Raw genomic sequence first — 20,009 nt, forward strand, 5'->3', positions numbered from 1 at the left:
AGCGATACAGGTTTGAGGGCTGATACGTCGGTTGGATGTGGCGGATACGCTTAGCGTACTGGGTGATCCGGGTCAGGCATTAACGAGCTTCCTGTCGCGGCAGAGTAGGTTGCAGCGGTATGTCCGTTGCCATTTGCGGCAGCAGTGTCGGCATGGCGGCGTTTGCTGGCACCATGCAGAAGGCGGCCAAAGACGAATGTCTGGAACCAATCGATGTAGGTGAAGATGACGGGCACAACGACCAACGTCAGCAGCGTGGACGTCAGCAGGCCCCCAATGACCGCGATCGCCATCGGGCTTCGCACTTCTGAGCCAGCTCCAATACCCAGGGCGATCGGCAACATCCCGGCAATCATGGCGATCGTCGTCATCAAAATGGGACGCAAACGAGCAACGCCGGAATCCAGGACGGCACTGAATAACGGTTTGCCCTCGCGCTGATTAATCAGCGCATAATCGACCAGCAGAATGGAGTTTTTCGTTACCAGACCCAGCAGCAGCACAATCCCAATCAGGGCGTATAGACCCAGTTCCTTTTGGGTAATCAGCAGCCCCATCAGCGCACCACCGAGCGAAAACGGCAGCGCTGCCATGATGGTCATCGGGTGCAGGAAATCGCCAAAGAGCAGCACCAGTACCGCGTAGATAAACAGCACGGCTGCTCCCAGAGCCGTACCTACATTCGTAAAGAGTTCGTTCATGATTTTGGCGTTGCCAAACTTCTCTTGCTTTACGTTGGGTGGCAAATTTTTCAGGGCAGGCAGGTTGTTTACTTTTTCTAGAGCATTGCCCAATGACGCACCTTGCAGATTGGCCTCGATCGAGATTTTGCGCGATCGGTTGTAGCGATTAACCTGTGAAGGCCCATTGCCAAAGCCGACCTCTGCCACACTCTGGAGTGGAATGAGCGCCCCGCTTTGATTCTGGACTTGCAGGTTGCGAATAGTGTCGATGTTATTGCGCTCTTGAGGGTCAAGCTGCACACGAATCGGAATCTGGCGATCGGGTAAGTCGAACTTTGCCAAGTTCGCGTCAAAATCACCTAGCGTTGCCAGATTTGCGGTACGGGCGATCGCCTGAACGGTCACACCCTGATCGGCTGCTTGCTGTGGTTTAGGACGGATCAAAATCTCTGGTTTCACAAGACTGGCACTGGAAGACACCTCCACTAAGCCAGGCACCTGACGCATCTGTTTTTCCAGGCTCTCGGCAACGCGAGTCAGCGCCTCAGCATCTTCACTTTTGAGGACGATCGACAGCTCTTTGGAGCCACCAAAGCCGTTGCCCTGAAAGCTGAGGCGAACGCCTGGAATCTGACGAAATAATGGGCGTATCTCATTTTCAAACTGGGTACGGGAAATGTTGCGCCCTTCTCCTTTCGGTTTCAGTTTTACGTAAAGGGTGGCTTTGTTGACATGCTCATCGGTCTGAATGCCAGTCACATTCGGATTTTTGAGTAGCAGGGTCGTGAGTTGTTGCGTGGTGCGATCGGTGGTTTCCATTGTCGAGCCGGGCGGCAATTCCATGTTGACGATCGACAGCCCCGCGTCATCACTGCCAAACAGCCCCACTGGAATGTGTGGCACCAGCATGACGCTGCCGACTAAAAACACCAGCGATGCCACCAGAGTTACGACCCGATGTTTCAGTGCCCAAGTCAGCACTCGGCGGTACTGATACGACAAGTGATCTTTTTTGAGGTTGTCAGCGTGATGGGGTTTGTCTTTCAGAATGTAGGCTGCCATCAGCGGCGTAATCATCCGCGCGACAAGCAACGAGAACAGTACAGATGCCGCTACCGTGACCCCAAACGGACGGAAATATTGACCACTGACGCCTGTCATGAGTGACACTGGGGCAAACACAGCGACAATACTCATCGTGGTAGCAACAACCGCCAGCCCAATTTCATCCGACGCATCGATCGCAGCCTGGAAGGGCGATTTACCCATCTGCTGGTGCCGTTCGATGTTTTCGATTTCCACGATCGCGTCATCCACCAGAATCCCGACGACCAACGCCATCGCCAGCAGGGTCATGAAGTTGAGCGTATAGCCCAACACCAGCAGCACGATAAAGGTGGGAATGAGCGACAGCGGTAACGCCACTGCCGTAATCAGCGTGGCTCGCCAGTCGCGCAAAAAGATCCAAATCGTCACAACCGCCAGCAGTGCGCCCAGCAAGACGGCTTCCACAGAAGCCAGATACGACTCTCGCGTATAGTCCGCACGAACGTTATTGACAAGCTCTAGTTTGATGTCGGACGGTAAGGTCTTTTGCAGTTCCTTAACGGCTGCCTGCACGCCTTCTTCGACCGTCACCAGCACGGTTCCCGTACTGCGAAGCACTGAAAAGACGACAGCAGGTTGGTTGTTAAGACGAGCAATGCGACGGATATCGCCCGCGGCATCAGTCACTGTGCCCAGACTAGCCAGCGGGACAAAGCCACCTTTGGGTAAAGGGATTTGATACGTCCGTAACGCTTCCACCGTCGGGGCACTGCCCAGTGTGCGAATGGTTTGTTCGGTACCACCCACCTCACCCCGACCACCCGGCTGGTTGAGGTTGAACGCCCGTACTTGATCATTCACCTGGGTCGCCGTAATGCCCAAGGCTTGCAGTCGATCGGGATTCAGGTCAACGCGAATTTCGCGATCCAGCCCCCCAATGCGATTGACCTGCGAGACGCCTGCTACTGCCAGGAGTGCACGACTGATGTCTTGATCAACCAGATTGCTCAACTCTCCCACTGATCGCTGGGTAGACGAAACCGCATAGGTGATGACGGGGCCACCGCTAGCAAAGTCTACCCGTTTGATGATCGGCTCGTTGATGTCCTGTGGCAGGTTTTGACGAATTTGAGCAACGGCATTACGGACATCATTGGTCGCACGATCGCTGTTGGTACCCAGAACAAAGTTCACCTGCGTGATGGAAGAGCCATCCGTGACAGTGGAAATAATTTCATCAATATTGCCCAGTCCTGCCGCTGCATCTTCAATGCGCTTGGTGACCTGAGTTTCCAGTTCCGCCGGATCAGCACCCGGTTGCGTCACCGTTACCGTTACCGCTGGGATGTCAATGTTGGGATTCTCATCAATCCCCAGCATCGGGAAGGCAACCAGCCCTGCTAATGTCAATACCAGGAACAGGACGATCGTCGGCACCGGATTGCGAATCGACCAGGCGGAGATGTTCATAGAGGCTTGGTTGGTGAGTGATGAGTAAGCGTTGATGGTTGGCTATCAGCAGACAGCTATTCAGCTATCAGGGTCGTGCTAGCAGTGTGTGGTCAGTCCTTAAATCAACTAACGACTTTGCAGTGGTGATCATCGACTACCAGTTTGGTGCTGACCGCTGATAGCTTTTCCCACTACTGACTAACCACTGTGACTCGATCGCCATCTTTCACATAACCTGCGCCAGCAACCACCACGCGATCGCCCTCGTTCAAACCGCTTTTGATGGCAATGCGGGCTTTTGTCAGATCGGTAGAAGCTTGGCGAGTACCGACCACAACGGGTTTGGCTCGTACAAGGTCAGCGCCTTCGAGGACATAGACGAGCGATCGCCCATCGGGTTGGGGCAACACCGCAGAGGCGGGAACGGTCAAGGCTTGAGCCATTTGGACGGTAACGGCGGCTTTAAGAAACATGCCCGATCGCAGCAGCGCACTGGCTGGCAGGTCAATTTTGACGGTTGCCTGTCGGCTTTGTGGATCAACCAGCGGCGAAATTTCTCGTACTCGTCCTTGCAGGTTGATGCGTTTGTCGGCATCGGAAGTGATCCGGGCAACGGCACCGATTTTTACCTGTGGCAACACGGTTTCGGGTACCTTTGCTTGCAGCTCCAGCGAGCCGTCTCGAATGAGCGAAAACAGCTTTTCGGTGCCAGTGACATTACCAACCCTGGCAACTTTTTCGGCAATGACACCGTTGGAGGGTGCTCGTACCACAGTTTGAGCGATCTGCGTTTCCAGCTTCTGCACCTCGGCAATTTTGCTCTGTACATCTGCCTGGGCACTGGCAATATTCGCCTGAGCCACACTCACGGCTTCACGCGCGGTTTTAGCGGCAGTGACGTAAGAATCCAAATCCTTTTGCGACAGGGCACCCGATCGAGCCAACTCCTGATAGCGTCTCAGGTTACTTTCTGCCTGAGCCAGGGTTGCCCGCTCTTGACCAAGCGTTGCTTGCTTTTGGCGGACGATCGCTTGTGTTGAGGCAACATCGGCCTGTGCTTGATTGCGCTGAGCAGTGAGGACAGCATTATCCAGCACGGCCAGTACTTGTCCAGCAGCAACCGTTTGCCCTTCTTCGACCAGCACTTGCTGAATTTGCAATCCGGTTGCCTGCGCCAGGATGGGCAGCATATCAAACGCGGCAACGCTGCCAGTGGTATCGACCGTCTGGGCAACGTTCGTCATTGCAGCCGGCGCGATTGTGACACTTTGACCCGCTACCACACTCGATGGAGTGGGCGCGGGAGCAGGCGTTTGCGAACCAGAGGGTAGGTGTGTAGCAACCGTCGCTATGGTGGCTCCGACACCCAGCCCGATCGCCAGTCCACGCCAACCGCTTAGCCAATTACCTGTTGAACCTATCTTTGCAGAGGTGGAAGCTGCATAAGTCTCTATTTCACCCAGTCCCTGCGCTGCTGCCTGTGCTTTCTCTGCACTTGCCTGTGCTTTCTCTGCATTTGAAAGTGATTCGTAAGCCACAAGACGTTGCCTCGTTGAAAACCCATCCGAACGCCAATCTATTGACTGCTTTGCATGGGCCAAAGTTGCCCAAAAAAACTTCATGAAAAGACGTTACGTTTCTTAATTATGACGCAGCTTCACTATGAATGAAGCCTCATCAGTCTTAACTGTATGAGCCTTCGATCGCCATCCTCCATACAGACCACCCAATTGGAGGAATCCACAATGGTTAGCACTTGTAACCGGACGTGGCTGCCGCTTTTGCCATACGCTGGGTCGATCGATGGCTGCATTGTAGATTTCCATAACTAGCTTGTAACGACTTGAATGGCTCTCATAGCAAAGGCGATCCATCGTAGGGACGGTTAGCCGCTCGCTGCATTGCTGTTGGCTTAAGGGGTATGACCTGCTACAGACAAGGAACGCGAACCGCTTCCACAAAACTATCCTGTAAATCAGCAACGTCGTCTGGTCGGCAACGAAGTGTGAAGGTATTGATACCTCATTCCACTCGTCGTAGCAGACCACCCAAAAGAGCCATGCCAACTTCAAGGGTTTTCGAATTAACCTGTGCCGCACCGCCCAAGTCCTGGCTCTCGATCGCGTCTACCTGGTCTTTTTGCAGCGCAATGAGTGGCGAGACGACCACAGTTGCCCCTGCCATTTCCACCGCCGCAAGCTGGTAAATCGCCGACTTGCCCGACCCTGTTGGCATCACCACAAGGGTATCTTGTCGATTCAAAACCGATTGGATGGCTACTTCCTGTCCTGGCCGCAAATCTCATAACCAAAGTACGCCTGAGCAGCCTGCACGATCGGCTTCGTGCGTTTACGTTGTCTAGCCATATTTTTTGTTGACGCAGTCACGGTGTTAGCCAAAGGCACGTTTCAAGCAGTCACCGTTCGCTGGCCTTATTCCTCGTCTCTCCGCTCGGTGTAATCTTCGGAGGAGGTTGGCTCCAACTCCCAACGACGAGCATCGCGTTCTTCTAGCATGTCGTTGGTGCGGAGAAACGAGCGATCGTTCATTTCTAAACCCACAGCCGCACCCAGTTCATCTACAACATCCATATCAGGGGTAGAAACAGTGCCACCTACTGACTCATCGCCGTCCGCATTCGCTTGCTCGTAGTTAGCGTCGATGTCACCACCCGTGAGAGTCGGACTGGCTTCATTGAAGTCACTTACCCGTCCACCGACTGCAGAACTCGGTTGCTCGTGCACGCCTGTACCATAGGACTCCGTAATTTCTTGAGGAAGATCGCCCGAATCTGGCTCCACAAGGTCATCGAACTCATCAGTATCTAGATCAGAGTCAGCATCAAGTGCATCGTTGGTTTGCAAATCTAATTCGCGATCGTCTGCCATGTTCATGGAATAGGCTCCTTGCAAATCTCTGTGTATGCAGCCTAACCAACCAACGGTGTAGCAGAATCCTCATATAGGCAGAAAGAAGGCAGGAGATAGAAGGCAAAAACACTCAACCCGTCGCAGGTCAGGCAGCTTCGCACGATCGCCGACAGGCTAGAAACCGTCAAACCCAATACCAGTGTCTACCCAAAAGCTCAGGTAATGCTAAAAGCAGCCAATCGTCGCTTGAAGTAAACCTTCATGCTTTAGCCTTCATCCTTTAGCCTTCATCCCTCCTCACCCCAACACCTAGCTCAATCAGCAACGGCTCTGCCAGCGTCTGATGAGTGTTTGCCAGAATTGCAGTCAGATAACGCTGGAGGCGATCGCGCGTTTCAGGGTTAAACCCGTAGAGTTGGTTGCCTTCTCTAAAAAACAGCGGTTGTGTGGTTAATGCCTGGTAATCAGAGTTCTGTTGTGATTCAGGCGTGAACATCGCAGCCGTTTCAGAAGGCAACAAGCCTTCTGGCAAATGACCTTCCAGAAGCCTGAGAATCGGGCGTTGGCAAAAGTTGGTGTTGATGCCTTGATTTTCTAGCAGTTGCAGGATGCGCCCAACCGAAAGCGCCTCAGCCGATAAAATCCGCACCAACTCATGCAGCAGAAAATAATCGCTGTACTGATGCCGCACCACATCCAACATCTGTGGATAGAGGGGCAGCCTTGCAAGCCCCAAGGCGACTTGACTGCTAGACACCGTTGATGGCTCGTGTTCCTGAAGCAAGCGCGTGTTGGGTAGTTTTTGCTTGAGCCAGTGAGCGATCGCGGGCAACGCCATTGTTCTGCCTGCACAAATCACTTGCTGTACTGCTTGCACCGCAATGCCACTTTGATTGAGCAAGACGTTTAGCTCTCGGTTCAGTTGCTGAAGGTAGGGCGTTGTGACCCGACTGTGCAAATCTTGCTGGCTGACCGTCCACTGTTGGTCATTCAGTCTGAACGTAGCCGTTTCTTGCTGCTGTAGCGCTAGTTTGAGCTGCCTGGCAGCATTCAGCAATTGTCGTCCCAACACACTACTCCGTAGACGCTGCTGCAAGCGATCGCGAGCATCCCTGTCTGGTTCTCCAGGTAACGGCAAGTCTAAGCTTTGTAAATCCAGACTGTCCCAGTTATATGCGGATGGGTAGAGCACTTGGCAAATGATATCCTGGTCGAGCGCATCGCCTGCGTAGTCCAGACTGCGTAGATACAGGTGTTTACGGGTGAGCAAGGCACGCTCGGGCGGCAGATCCACCAGCGCAAGCTCAGTGGTTGTAGCACCCGCACTCAAGACTAAGGTGCCACCTTGCAGTGCGTCATCAGGATGGTTGTAAGGTGCGGCAGAAACGATGCTGTCTTGGTTCTCTAAAGGGGAGCGCTGAGGTAGAGTGGCAAGCAACGCAGCGATCGCCTCTTCAAGGCAGTAGATCTGTTCAGCACGGGTGACTAAGCCCGTTGCCAGCACTGCTTCTCGTAGATTAAAGCAATAGGTATCTGACCACCCCGTCGGGCACCCAATGATTATGCCAGTCAAACGGGCGATCGCGGCTTGAAAGACCTCTTGTGCCATTGTGGGTGCTGTACTGGTTAACCCCAGCGTCTTTCCTTGTAGTGTCTGCAGGAGTGTCACTAGCACTTCCTGTAACCATTGCAGGCTTAAAGCTTGCTGGTCAGACCACTGAAGGGTCGGCTCCCAATGCTGCTGCTCGCTCAAATAAGGCGTAGCAGCCTTGAGATAGGGTTTGAAGTTATTTAGCAACAATCCCAGTGCTTCGGGCTGTCTCGCAGCGGTTACTTCAGCCTCCAGCGCCTGATACCCCAACGCGATCGGGGCTTCAGGTAAGTGCTGTAGTTGTCGAGCCGCCAGATAACCGATCGCAGGCAGGCTGGACAACGGTGTTTGATCGGGTGTTTCCACCTCTTGCCAAACAATAGGATAGGTTTGTCCTGTCTGGGCATCCAACAAAACGGCTGTAATTTCTGTCGTGCCCACGTCAATACCCAGATACCAAACCGTTTCTGCAGCAACAGCAGCACTAGCATCATTGGGTGGCTCTACGGCAGCGATCGCATGCGCTTGTTCTGTCAGAGCTGTCTCTGCTACGGGCTCGATCGCATGCTCCAATGGCAGCTCAGGTTGGGCAACGAGCAATGACTCTTCTAAGGCGTTGGTAGTGCGCTCAGCTACTTTTTTTTTTCGGGGTCTGGGGTGTCTACCCCGTCAGTTGCTGGCATGGGGTCGTCAAAAGAACCCATCAGGCTAGCAAAGGCTTGCTCTAATGTTGACGGTTCAGTTGTGGGAGGTGAGGACGGCAATTGTGGGTTGGGAGTGGTCAGCAAGTCTGAGCCTGCTTCCTCAAAGGTTTTTTCGATAAAAACATCGCCCACTCGCTCTAGTGTAAAGGGTGCCAACGCCGGTTCAGGAACGACTTCAACGGGTTGTTCTGCCGTAGTGAAACCGGTTGCCGCTTGCTCATGAGCCACTGGCTCATGCAAAGGCACTTCCCCAGACGGCACCTCCATAAACAAGTCGCCTATTTGTTCAAAGGTGAATGGAGCAACGACCTCAGAGGACTGGTTTAGTAACAAGTCTGATGATGTCTCGATCGCTCTATTGGACACATCATCTGGTGGCGGCACACTGGCGGTCGGCGCTGGCACGAAAATATCGTCCGTTGTTTCCAGCGTGCTATCAGAGTCAAAAGCAAACTGCACAGGCAAGTCTGTGGTCGCCGTTTCGGGCACCGGTGGAAGCGCATCGGCAGTTGGAAGGGCATCACCCATCGGCGCTACATTGACCGGAGGCGCATCGGCAAAGAGCTCATCGACGCCTTCTAGAGTGAACGGTAATGACTGGTCTGATGGGTAGCCTGGAGCCGATGGCAACGGTGTTGACCCGGCCATTGGCACACCGTCAAACAGATCGTCAATGCCTTGAAGGGTAAACAGCGGCTGATCAGTTTCTGGAAAGGATGTCGGCGGCAAGGGCGTGGTGCCAGTCGGGGCATCTGCGAATAAATCATCCATCCCTTCCAGCGTAAAAGCAGCCGATGCATCGGCTTGCGTGGAGACAACTGGAGGTGGAACGGCCGTTACAGGCGGTGCGGCAGGGATGTCTGCAAAGAGATCGTCCATACCCTCCAGGATGAACGCCCCAGGCGGCTCGGCCGCAATCACATTGAGTTCGGATGCTGTGGCAGCTTGCGTAGAGTCGTTTGTGGATAAGGCGTCAGCAAAATCATTCAGCGACGCACTCCAGTCTTCTAAGGAGGTTGGGTCGTCAGAGCTGAACGCAATGCCAGTCAATGCGGCTTCTCCTGGAGCGACTACTTCTGAGGGCGCTGCATCTGAATAAAGCCCTGACGGATTGACTTCAGATTCAACCCCATACGGTAGTATCGACGGCTCGACGATCGTCTCTTCTAAGTTGAAAAGATCTTCGCTGAGGCGTGTTAAGGTGCCTTCGTCCAGCCACAGTTCGGAATCTGCTTCATCAACGGGCTCTTCCAGCGGCAACAAGTCTTCTTCCGGTGATGCAGGTGTGTAGCGATCGCCTAGGCGACGATCGTCTGCTTGATCAGCGAGTGCCTGGTTAGCCGTTATAGGCAACGTTAATTCGGTCGCGCTAGCTGGGGGGGGTGGTGAAGGCTGACTGAGGTTTTCTGGTAAGACGATCGGATTCGCGATCGAGGCCTCCAGTCCTTCAGCAGGCGTCGTCTCATCGAACAAATCAGCAAGGGTGGTTATTTCGTCTGTACTAATGGGTTGCGCGACGGCTGGTGCTGGGTCTGGCAATAGCGTCTCGGCGCTGGCGGTGACCGGGCTAGCGCTAGAAACAACGTTTGTGTCTGTTGGAGCGGCAGGCATATCGACTAGCGGGTCGCGATCGCTGCTGGTTGAGGCTTCTTCAACGCCTAACAGCTCATTTCCATCAGTCACTGGTTCAGTTTCAGCTAAACCAATCTCAGCGTCTTCAAAATCCCAACCGCTGAGTAGCTCATCGTCTAGCAAGGCCACTGGAATGTCTGCTGCTGCTTGAGTACTTAACGGTTTCGCCAGCAAATCCCAGCCTAGTGTCGGGTCAACGACCGCAGACACTGCTGGTGCAGCAACAATTTCTGGTGGCACTAGCGTGCTTTTGGGTGCTTGTGTGTCAGCTGGAAGCACATCAATAGGTTGCGCTGTCGTCGTCTGTGTGGTTGGCGATGCGATCGTGGGTGCTGGCTCCACGGCAGCGTTCGCTGGGGGTTGGTTAACGTCGACCATCGCTGCTGGCGTCTCTAACGATGCTTGAGCGGCGATCGCGTCGTTGCCAAATAAGCTCTCATAAAATTCGTCCAGTTCATCCCGTGCATCATCAGGAATCCCCGTCGCTGTAGTGTCTTCTGTGAGTGGCGAGGGCGTACTCAACATCCGATCAATTTGAGCATCCGCATCGGCCACTGACGCTGGCTGTTCCTTCAATTCTGAACTGAGTTGCTCCAGTAGCTTGAGCGCAGCATCGATATCAGCCGTGTCTTCAACGCTGACCGACCCTGAGCTCGACTCGTTAGTGCTTGGTAAAGCGGTTGTTGGCGCTAAAATTGGCTGAGGTGCTAGGTTCGTGCTCAGTAAGTTTGCATCCAATTCCAGTAGAGCGTTCACGTCTTGGGCTGCCAACTGGTTCAGGTCAAAACCTTCCAAGTTTAATTCAGCAAGCTCGTAATCAACGGTGGGTGTAGCGTCTACACCACTAGCAGAGCGCAACCAGGAATCGATCGCCGTGTCTACCGACGGCGCAGGCGTGTCCAAAGCAGACACAGGTACTGCATCAGTAAAATTGCTGGAGATTTCAGTCCCAGGGAACGGCAGTGTGAAAGGCTGTGAGGTTGCACCAGCGCTGGGCTGTTCAAACAAGGGCGCATTCACCACACTCAACGGTTGGGGGGAGGACGGCGAGAAACCAGGTGTCATTGCCCCAGACGCAGGGTTAGCTAACCGGGCTGACTCCAGTCCTTTTGTGGCAGGCGGCTGTAGATAGGACGAAGCTTCCTGCCCAAGCTGATTGGCCAAATGACTAATCAGCGCCGTGAACATCATCTCACCCTGCTGCCCCATACTGTGCATCTTATCCAGCCCCTGGGAAAGAGACTCTTCGTATGCTTGTACGTTGCGCTGTAACGACTCAAACACCACGCTCAAGGTGGAATCTAGCTTGATCAGTAGCTCATCGGATTGTGACTGCGGTACCTGGATGTTGCCCAAGCCTTGAGCAATCGAGTTGGATGCTGCTTGAAGCGGAGCCGACCCTGAACGTGCTAAGTCAGCGCTGTAGGGTAAAGACTGCTGATTGCTGCCTCTTAAGGTCTGTGCCACTTGCTGAGGCAGCGTTTCCTGCAGCCGACTCATTAATGCTTGCAAGAACTCCGCTATCATCTGCTGTTGGTTGCCAGGTAGCTGTCCTGCATAGCCCTGACGCTGTGACTCAAGCTGATGAATCTCTTGTACTAGTGACTCTCGCTGTTGGCGTAAAAGCTCTAGATCGGATTGAAGCGGCTGCATCACGTTGGCGCGCAGGTAGCCCATGTCTTGCACGATCGCCTGCAGCATTTGCTGTGCTGACAGTTCGTCTCGACCATAGGCCTGCGATCGCTCAGCTTGAGCCTCTAATGGAGGTGATTGGTAGGGCGATTGCGAGGAGTAAATGTCATGCGCCAGTAAGTCTGGCCTGTCTCCTGCTTGCCCATAGCTTTCACCAACGATCTGCCGTCGTTGAAAGGTCACTAGATAATTGCGCACACGCTCCAGAACTTGGCGCTGCTGCGTCACTTCTCCAGACACAACCCACGGAAGACGGGGCGTTGTTTTCTGGAGCACACCATCGATATCTGTAATGAGCGCTTGAATTTGATCCTTCTGAGAAGTCACAATGTAACCCCTGACGAGTACTGAGCAGAAGCGAGCTAGGAGACAGCTGCTATTCCTAATCTATTCCTAATTATTCCTAATCTATTCCTAATATAGTTAGGCTTCCCAGAACAGCCACAATTACGCCCGGACAAAACCTAAAAAGATTGACCTGAAACGGCGATCGCAGGTGTCGAAACAATAGTCTGATCGAACATGTAGCGCCGCTGCTGAACTGAGGCTGCGTTGGAAAAACAGTCTTAACGTTTGGTAACCTTCAACATTTAATAGCCTTACAGGACACAATAATGAAGAGGAAGGCTGGCTTCTTTTCGACGATTTTGGACTGTTAAAGTGGAGGCTACCTTTGGATCTAGCGGGCTGGCATTAACAGATCATCCTTGTTTTTAGGAGAGTTTGAAATGCCTTATGTCCACTATATCTGGACAAAGTGTACGTCAGGAACGTAAAAAAGTGACAAATTCCTGAAAATTGCTGCGCTAGAGCATTGGTCGATCGTGGCCAACCACACATGACTAAAACACGGCTCTGTTTAACCCCATCAAGCGCTTTTAGCCCAACTGTGACAGCGTTACGCAGTACCACAGCGAAAGCGATACTCGTTTGAGTGTGGCTACGCCATGGGGCGTTAGGGTTTGCCCTTGTGGGAAGCGGTCTAACGCGTTGATCCATCCCTTCCTGCGGTAAGCGACGACCAGAGCGCTTCTACAAGCGCTTGTAGTTAATTGGAGAGACACAGCAGTACGCTTGTCCAAACGGCAAGTCAGGATGCCTAACGTGTGAAGACAATGCAGTATTCAGCAATAATAACCAAATGTCATCAGTGCATTAGGTTATTATTGCTATGAATCTCATCTACTCGGTTTCACCGAACCTAAGCCTTAAAGGTTGATTTGTGTCACATGCTTGCTCGTTACAGTGATGTATACAGTGAAGTGATATAAATTTAGCCGCTAACAGTTCATAACTAAAGTTCCGATTGTTAGGGTCTGGTCTTTGTTCGGCAAGCAACCCTCTTTTAACGGTCTAGATTTTGGTTGCTTAGGCTAGCGTTAGCAAGGCTCTTAGCTTGAATGCCGACTTCATCGCCAGGTTTGTCAAAGTTTGTCAAACAACTTTGCACCCTTGCACTATCATTTACCCTGACTTGAGAATTTTGACGCGGCAGTCACATGGAAGATCGGTATAGTCCCAGAGATGCTCAAGCTAATATATCGATTCGCTCCGCTCCTTTTTTTGAAGGTCTCCCGGAAACAGTAGTCGAAAAAGCGACCGCTCAGGTTGTGATGCGGAGCCATCCAGCCAACCAGGTGATTTTGCTAGAAAATGATTGGGGAAGCTCGGTGTACTTTATCTTGAACGGCTGGGTCAAGATTCGTACCTACAATCTCGATGGTAAGGAAGTAACGCTCAACATCTTAGGTAAAGGCGAGCTGTTTGGGGAAATGGCACCTCTGGACGAGGTACCCCGATCGACCGATGTCATTACTCTCGCTCCTACCGTAATTGGCAACATGCCCGCGCAGGACTTTGTCAATTTACTGCACACCGAACCTCAGTCAGGCATTCGATTAGCGCAGTTGATGGCACGTCGCCTGCGGCAAGTTAATCGTCGCTTGCGGCTACGTGAATCTGACAGCACCTCACGCGTGGCAGACATTCTTTTGTTTTTGGCCGATGGACAAGGTAAAAAAGTTTCAACGGGTACTGAAATCCCGAACCTGCCCCACCGTGAACTGAGTAGTCTTAGTGGACTGGCGCGCGAAACCGTAACGCGAGTGTTGAGCAAACTAGAAAAGAAAGGGCTGATTGTGCGTGAACGCGATACGCTCACGATTCCCGACCCTCATGCACTCGAACGGTTGATGATCTAGCCTGAGTTGATGCGTTAATCTGGGCCGCTCAGCGGCTGCTTGAAAAGTACAGAAAGTTGCCATCCTGCCCACGGTTGGAAGGTTGGGCGAATGATATGAAACCCGTTAAAACGGCTAAATGCTCGCCCTATAAGCCTTTTAGTCTCTTTAGTAGACTTCAATTAGTGAGCCCGTGGTTTTAGATGACGGGCGGATGATGCCATGAGCGAGGACTGTTCAAGCATCCTCTAAAGTAAAAAGCGATCGAGGGCTGCCTTTAATTCTTCAATCTCAGTTTCAATCTTGCCTTCTTTAGCAGCGCGACCGATGCATTCCGTTAAGTGCTCATCCAGGATCATGCGGGCAACTCGATCAAGTGCTCCTCTGACAGCCGCAACTTGCACCAGCACATCTGGACAAGGACGACTCTCTTGCACCATTGTTTTGATGCCACGAATATGACCCTCAATGCGGGAAAGACGATTCAACACTCGCTTGAGTGACTCTTCACTATGGATATGCGTGTGTGTAGAGGCACTGTGATTGTGCTTATGGAGGTGAGCATCCTCTAGGCGATCGTGATCACGGCTGGTACGTTCAGAAGTTGCCATTGAGGTTGGCTAATAGCAGAATGGGTACTCAAGATTCTAGCCCAGGTCAAACCCTGGTTGACATCACGAGCACAGTTTGAGGGTTAGACTGTCAAAATAGATGTGATGTAGAGATATTTCAGCTCTGTTTGATACCAGTAGGTTGGTGCTATGCGATTCTCACCCCTTTCTCGCTTGTTCCGCCCCTTTATGAAGACTGTTCTGATGGGTGTGCTGGCAGTGACATTCATCTTTACGGCGCTGCCAGTCACACCCGCTCAGGCAGACGATTTACCCTTAGTCGCTGCTGTCAACCCGGCACAGCTAAAAGATGACGCTGGAAAGGGTAGCTTTGTAGCAAAGGCGGTCAATCAGGTCGGTCCTGCAGTCGTCCGTATCGATACAGAACGGACAGTTACACGCCGCGCCGCCCCCGATCCAATGTTGGAAGACCCGTTCTTTCGCCGCTTTTTTGGTGAAGAGGGCTTTCCGCAGTCGCCCCGCGAGGAGCATCTGAGAGGTCAGGGGTCGGGCTTTATTGTCGATCGTAGCGGTGTTATTTTGACCAATTCTCACGTTGTTAATGGCGCTGATAAGGTCACAGTAACGCTGAAGGATGGACGTACCTTCGAAGGAAAGGTGCGCGGTGCTGATGAAGTGACAGATCTGGCAGTCGTAAAAATTGATGGCAGTAATTTGCCCGTTGTCTCTCTGGGAAATTCTGACCAAATTCAAGTTGGGGACTGGGCGATCGCGGTTGGCAATCCATTGGGCTTGGATAACACCGTCACACTGGGCATTATCAGCACGCTGAAGCGCTCCAGTGCTCAGGTGGGCATCCCCGACAAGCGGTTGGATTTTATTCAAACTGACGCCGCAATTAATCCCGGTAACTCTGGCGGTCCGTTAGTGAATGACCAGGGTGAAGTGATTGGCATCAACACGGCTATTCGGGCAGATGCGATGGGTATTGGGTTTGCCATTCCTATCAACAAAGCGAAAACCATCAAAGACCAGTTAGCAAAAGGTGAACGCATTGTGCATCCATATTTGGGTGTGCAGATGACGATGCTGACTCCAGAACTCGCCAGACAAAACAATAGCGACCCCAATTCTGCTTTCATGGTGCCAGAAGTGACCGGCGTGATTGTTGTCCGTGTGTTGCCTAATACACCGGCTGCTAAGGCGGGTCTGCGACGGGGTGACGTGATCACTCAAATCGACGAACAGACGATTACAACAGCAGAACAACTCCAGACGATCGTGGAAAATAGTCGCCTGGGTCAAACACTGAAAGTAAAAGTGCAGCGCGGCGATGTGACGAAGCAATTGCCCGTTCAGACTGCTGAATTGCAAAACGCAGCCTAGAGCGATCGACCTCACTGTCGCAGTCGTTAAGCATCGGAGACAGCGCAGAGGTTCTGCGCTGTCTCCGATGGGCCATAGAAACGATGCTCTATCTGACTAGCCGACTAACACGCTCTCGAATAGCAAGTGTGATGAGGGAACGAATTAAGAAGAGTGTGCCCAGTCCAGCCAGCCCAAAGGCGGCGAAGGCCCATAGTTTATACGAGCCCACCAGTAAAACAGCACCAGACAGCAGCGAAAACCCAGTTAAACAAGCATAGATCAAGCTTTTAAGGGCGAGATTGATCGATTGGATCGCACGATCGGTTTCCAGCGATCGTGCCTGCAGTTCGAGTTCTCCTTGCTCTAAGCGTTCTTCCAGGCGTTGAATTAAGCGTTCTGTGGCATTGGGCTGGCGGAGCCTATAGGTAATATACTCACGCGCTTGTTTCGTCAATTCGCCAAGACCGCTGCCTTGTCCCTTTGCTACCGTAATGCTTTTCACAAATGGCTTGGCGGATTCCATCAGGCTGTATTGAGGGTCAAGGTCACGCGCAACGCCATCTAACGTCGTCAGCGCCTTTAGAATAAACGTCATTTTAGCGGGCAAGCGAAAGGGTTGCTGAGCAAACAGTGCCGAAACCTCCTGCTTTACCTGGCTAAATTCTTGTAGCGCGATCGGTTTTTCGGTAAAGCGTTCCAGCACAAAGCCCATGACGCGACGAATGGGCATCATATCTGCGACGGGTTCCAGCAGTCCCATCGTTGTAAGGGTATGAATGACCTGGTCGGTATCCTTGCGGAGGACAGCGAAAAAGGTTCGCACCATTTGATCTTTGTCGATCGACTTGACTTCTGCCATCATGCCGAAATCGTAGAAGATCAGGCAGCCATCGGGACTAACCGCCATATTGCCGGGGTGGGGATCAGCCTGAAAGAAGCCATCTTGCAATAATTGCTTCAAGTAAGAGCAAATACCGAGTTGGTTGACTTCTTTAACATTGATGCCGATTGCTTCCAGGCTTTGACGATCGTTAATCTTGATGCCTGGCACATAGTCCATCGTCAACACTTTCTTGGTGGTGTATTTCGGGTACACCTTTGGGGCAACAATGCGGGCGTGGTCACGAAAATTATGACGGAAACGATCGGCATTGATCGCCTCTTGCACGTAGTCGATTTCCTGGTACAGCACCTGGGCAAACTCTTCATAGATGGCATCCAGGTCATATTCCCGTGTCATAGGGAGATAGCGCTGACAAAACCGGAGCAAGCGCCGCAACACCCTGAAATCCAGGTCAAATAGTGTTTCAAGTCCGGGGCGCTGTACTTTAATAACCACCTCTTCACCCGTATGCAGTTGCGCTTTGTGCACTTGCCCCAGGCTAGCTGCCGCGATCGGTACAGGGTCAAAATCTCCATAGAGGGTATAAAGCGAACCACCCAGTTCAGCTTCAATGGTGGCAATTGCGTCATCAGCAGCAAAGGGAGGCACTCGATCCTGAAGTTGACCCAGTGCTTGAATGTATTCTGGCGGCAACAGGTCGCCTCGTGTGGAAAGCGCTTGCCCGATCTTAATAAACGTGGGGCCCAAATCAAGCAGTGTGCCCACTAACCACTGGGCGCGTCGATTGCGATGCTGCGGAAACCGACGGGCGATCGTGCCATCCCACCACAAATAGCCCATCAACCGCGCTGCGGACAGAAAGATGTCTGTCTGCCGTGCCAGCAGCGACTGCTTAGCACGTTGCCAACGAAGTGACTTAGGCGTGGCGGACTTGAGCATACTATCGACTATATTCCATTTAGCCTAACCGTTCAGAAAGAATGCTGTCCTGAATAGTACTGACTGCTTACTTGTTCCAGGAGCGGGGAGGGAGTCCGGAGTCCAAATTCACAAAGGCCGATGACTTCATGTCGTAAGCCGAGCCGTCTGCTATTTCTCTGATATTTCAAGTTTACTGGTTAGAACAGCGCCGGCAATAGATTGAGCAGGCTCTGCTGTCACGATGGTTATATGAGCCCATGCAATCTCGTCTAAGGCAATTCATGGTGGGTAAGGGTTTGCGGCAAGATGAGCGTCAAACAAGTTTCGTAGGTGTGTGCATCTTCAGTCACGCGGCTGGAGGCAGTGATATCACCATTCAAGTGCTGCACTAAAGATTTTACAAGTGCCAAGCCTAAACCAGTGCCCTGCACGGCATTTTGAGTCGCACCCTGACAGCGTTTGAATTTTTCAAAGATAAGGGGCAATTCATCAGGTGCAATGCCCTGTCCAACGTTGCTAACCGTCACGATAATCTGATCGCTCGGTGAATTTTTGCTTTGCGTGACATGGAGTTGAACGCGACTGTTGGGGTTGGAGTATTTGCCAGCATTTGTCAGGAGTTCAAACAGAACCCGCCGCAGGCTATCGCGATCGCTCAATAGGCGTAGCGATCGCTTGGGTAGCTTCGTTTCTAAGGTCAGCCCCTTGGACGACCACTTTTGTTGAAACTGCCTGATCAGATCCTGTATCAACGCTTTTAAATCAATTTCTTGCAGCTGAACCGCAACCTGATTCGATTCCAATTCCTGCAGTCCCAACAAGTCGTTGATAAGATTGGTTTCCTGAGCGCATTGCTGTTCCAAAATGTCTAAATAACGGATGCTACGCTCGCTGGACAAGCCCACTTGTCGTAACATGCGGATCGCCATCGTCATACTGGTGAGCGGTGTCCGCAACTCATGGCTGACGGTACTGAGAAACTCATCTTTCGCCTGGTTCAAATGCCGTAGCTGATCCAGTTGATAGCGGGTGCGATCGTACAGCTTGGCTTGTACTGATAAACTCTCGCGCAGTTCGGCAGTGCGCTTTTCGACTAAAGACTGCACCTGTCGTAGAGTCTCAGTTTGAATAATGGCAGTGCTGACTTGCATACTGACCAGCTGCACCAGCTCCAAATCTTCTGGCTGCCAAAGGCGGGGTTGATCTTGCTGGAAAACAAGAAAGCCTAACACAACGCCTTTGCTCTCTAAGGGCGCTAGTAGGATTGTCGGCAATGACTCTACGTGAAACGTTGTGGCAACCTGATTGTTCGAGTACGTTGAAGCAGCGACATCTGATTTTGATTGGGCTAGCTGTCCATTTGTCAGCATGGCGGGGCTGTCAGGATCTAGAAAGGCCTGTTGGCAGAGGGTACATTCTGATAACCAAAACGATTGGTTGGTGGTTGTGGTCTCAGCTTGAGTCGATACTGTTGAGGTCTCTTGATGGAGGGTTAAGGTCTCTCGATCAACGGCATCGCTAAGCCACTCGTGGGCAACGCTCACCCTAATTTTTGGGAGGTGCGCTTGAGCCCGGTTCCGGAAAAGAGGGTCCCAGTGTTTCAATCGCAACAGCATAGCTCGCTGCACTTGTAGCGCTTGAGCAGTCCCATCTGTGGCGAGCTTTAAGATGGCGCTGAGATCAGAGGCGTTGTGAATGGCCAATGTGAGTTGGTTGACCACTTGCTGATGCTGCATCTGCTGGCTGAGCTGATGCTGAAGCCGACGCTGTTCGATCGTGCTGGCAACCTGATAAGACACGGTTTGAAGTCCTGCGATTTCTGATTGAGTCCAGCGGTGGGGGCGTGATCGCATAAAACTAATGGCTCCATTCACACGGCCTTGAACATGTGTTGTCGTGCCTAAAACAGCAGCGACCTGTAACGGTAATGCCTGCAACGATGTGACAGGCTGCCAGATTTCAAGGAATTTACGTGCCTTTAATGCTGCTGTGTGATGGGTCTGTACAGCCTCAACAGACTCGATCGCGGTGGCGGATGAATCCGCTTGCCAATCCTCAAACATAGCAGGCATGGTCTTCAACGGCTCCAGGGGCAGTGGTGGTGCATCGGCTAACCAGTAAACGACTTGGGCAATGGCGTCTGTCGGATAGAGGAGAGCGATCGCACAACCATCTGCATTGAATGCATTGCCGAGGCAGGCGGCAAGGTCAGTCAGCATCTGGCTAAAATCGGGCTGACTTGAGGTGATTTGCAGCATCTGCTGCCACAGCGTGGTGAGGTTTGCAGGTTGCTGCATGTGCGAACTAGGGGCTTCTTCTGGCAAGACCACTCTGAGGGTGGGAGACAAGAATGAGCGCGGTCTTGTGACCACACTTAGGAACGTGGATTAAATAACCTGTAATTCTGGTTTAGCCGTGTAATTCCATTGCGGTAGAAACTCATCAAAGACAAT

General features: G+C 52.3%; 11 protein-coding genes. 2 read left to right on the forward strand and 9 right to left on the reverse strand.

The features are described 5' to 3' along the window. Nucleotides 1-50 precede the first annotated feature (50 nt). From C7B82_RS16135 to C7B82_RS16160, 6 genes are all read right to left on the reverse strand, one after another. Complete coding sequence (locus tag C7B82_RS16135; protein ID WP_106257306.1) at nt 51-3,200, reverse strand: efflux RND transporter permease subunit; 3,150 nt, start codon at nt 3,198-3,200, stop codon at nt 51-53. Nucleotides 3,201-3,373: 173 nt separating this feature from the next. Beyond that, nucleotides 3,374-4,720, reverse strand: a complete 1,347-nt coding sequence (locus tag C7B82_RS16140) for an efflux RND transporter periplasmic adaptor subunit (protein ID WP_181357520.1) — start codon at nt 4,718-4,720, stop codon at nt 3,374-3,376. Nucleotides 4,721-5,204: 484 nt separating this feature from the next. Next, nucleotides 5,205-5,480: a DEAD/DEAH box helicase gene (locus C7B82_RS16145; protein ID WP_106257308.1), complete on the reverse strand. Its 276-nt coding sequence runs from the start codon at nt 5,478-5,480 to the stop codon at nt 5,205-5,207. Nucleotides 5,481-5,614: 134 nt separating this feature from the next. Beyond that, nucleotides 5,615-6,076: a DUF6335 family protein gene (locus C7B82_RS16150; protein WP_245939932.1), complete on the reverse strand. Its 462-nt coding sequence runs from the start codon at nt 6,074-6,076 to the stop codon at nt 5,615-5,617. Between the two features lie 256 nt (nt 6,077-6,332). Beyond that, complete coding sequence (locus C7B82_RS16155) at nt 6,333-8,243, reverse strand: hypothetical protein (protein WP_106257309.1); 1,911 nt, start codon at nt 8,241-8,243, stop codon at nt 6,333-6,335. 32 nt (nt 8,244-8,275) lie between these two features. Further along, complete coding sequence (locus C7B82_RS16160; protein ID WP_106257310.1) at nt 8,276-11,998, reverse strand: hypothetical protein; 3,723 nt, start codon at nt 11,996-11,998, stop codon at nt 8,276-8,278. 1,172 nt (nt 11,999-13,170) lie between these two features. On the opposite strand from C7B82_RS16160, the gene C7B82_RS16165 reads away from it, so the two are divergent. After that, nucleotides 13,171-13,872, forward strand: coding sequence for a Crp/Fnr family transcriptional regulator (locus C7B82_RS16165; protein WP_106257311.1), 702 nt, complete (start codon nt 13,171-13,173; stop codon nt 13,870-13,872). A gap of 227 nt (nt 13,873-14,099) precedes the next feature. Here C7B82_RS16165 and C7B82_RS16170 read toward each other — a convergent pair whose 3' ends face one another. Beyond that, nucleotides 14,100-14,462: a metal-sensing transcriptional repressor gene (locus C7B82_RS16170; protein WP_106257312.1), complete on the reverse strand. Its 363-nt coding sequence runs from the start codon at nt 14,460-14,462 to the stop codon at nt 14,100-14,102. A 189-nt stretch (nt 14,463-14,651) separates the two neighbouring features. On the opposite strand from C7B82_RS16170, the gene C7B82_RS16175 reads away from it, so the two are divergent. Beyond that, a complete protein-coding gene (locus C7B82_RS16175; protein ID WP_245939933.1) occupies nt 14,652-15,809 on the forward strand; it encodes an HhoA/HhoB/HtrA family serine endopeptidase in 1,158 nt (385 codons plus the stop codon). A gap of 88 nt (nt 15,810-15,897) precedes the next feature. Here the strand turns inward: C7B82_RS16175 and C7B82_RS16180 are convergent, their stop codons facing one another. Together C7B82_RS16180 and C7B82_RS16185 are read right to left on the reverse strand one after the other, a co-directional pair. Continuing rightward, nucleotides 15,898-17,574: an ABC1 kinase family protein gene (locus C7B82_RS16180; protein ID WP_106257314.1), complete on the reverse strand. Its 1,677-nt coding sequence runs from the start codon at nt 17,572-17,574 to the stop codon at nt 15,898-15,900. A gap of 251 nt (nt 17,575-17,825) precedes the next feature. Further along, the gene (locus C7B82_RS16185; RefSeq protein ID WP_106257315.1) at nt 17,826-19,853 is read right to left on the reverse strand and encodes a sensor histidine kinase; all 2,028 of its coding nucleotides are present in this window, start codon (nt 19,851-19,853) and stop codon (nt 17,826-17,828) included. Between the last annotated feature and the right edge of the window lie 156 nt (nt 19,854-20,009).

This window comes from Stenomitos frigidus ULC18 (assembly GCF_003003795.1).
GTDB lineage: Bacteria > Cyanobacteriota > Cyanobacteriia > Leptolyngbyales > Leptolyngbyaceae > Stenomitos > Stenomitos frigidus_A.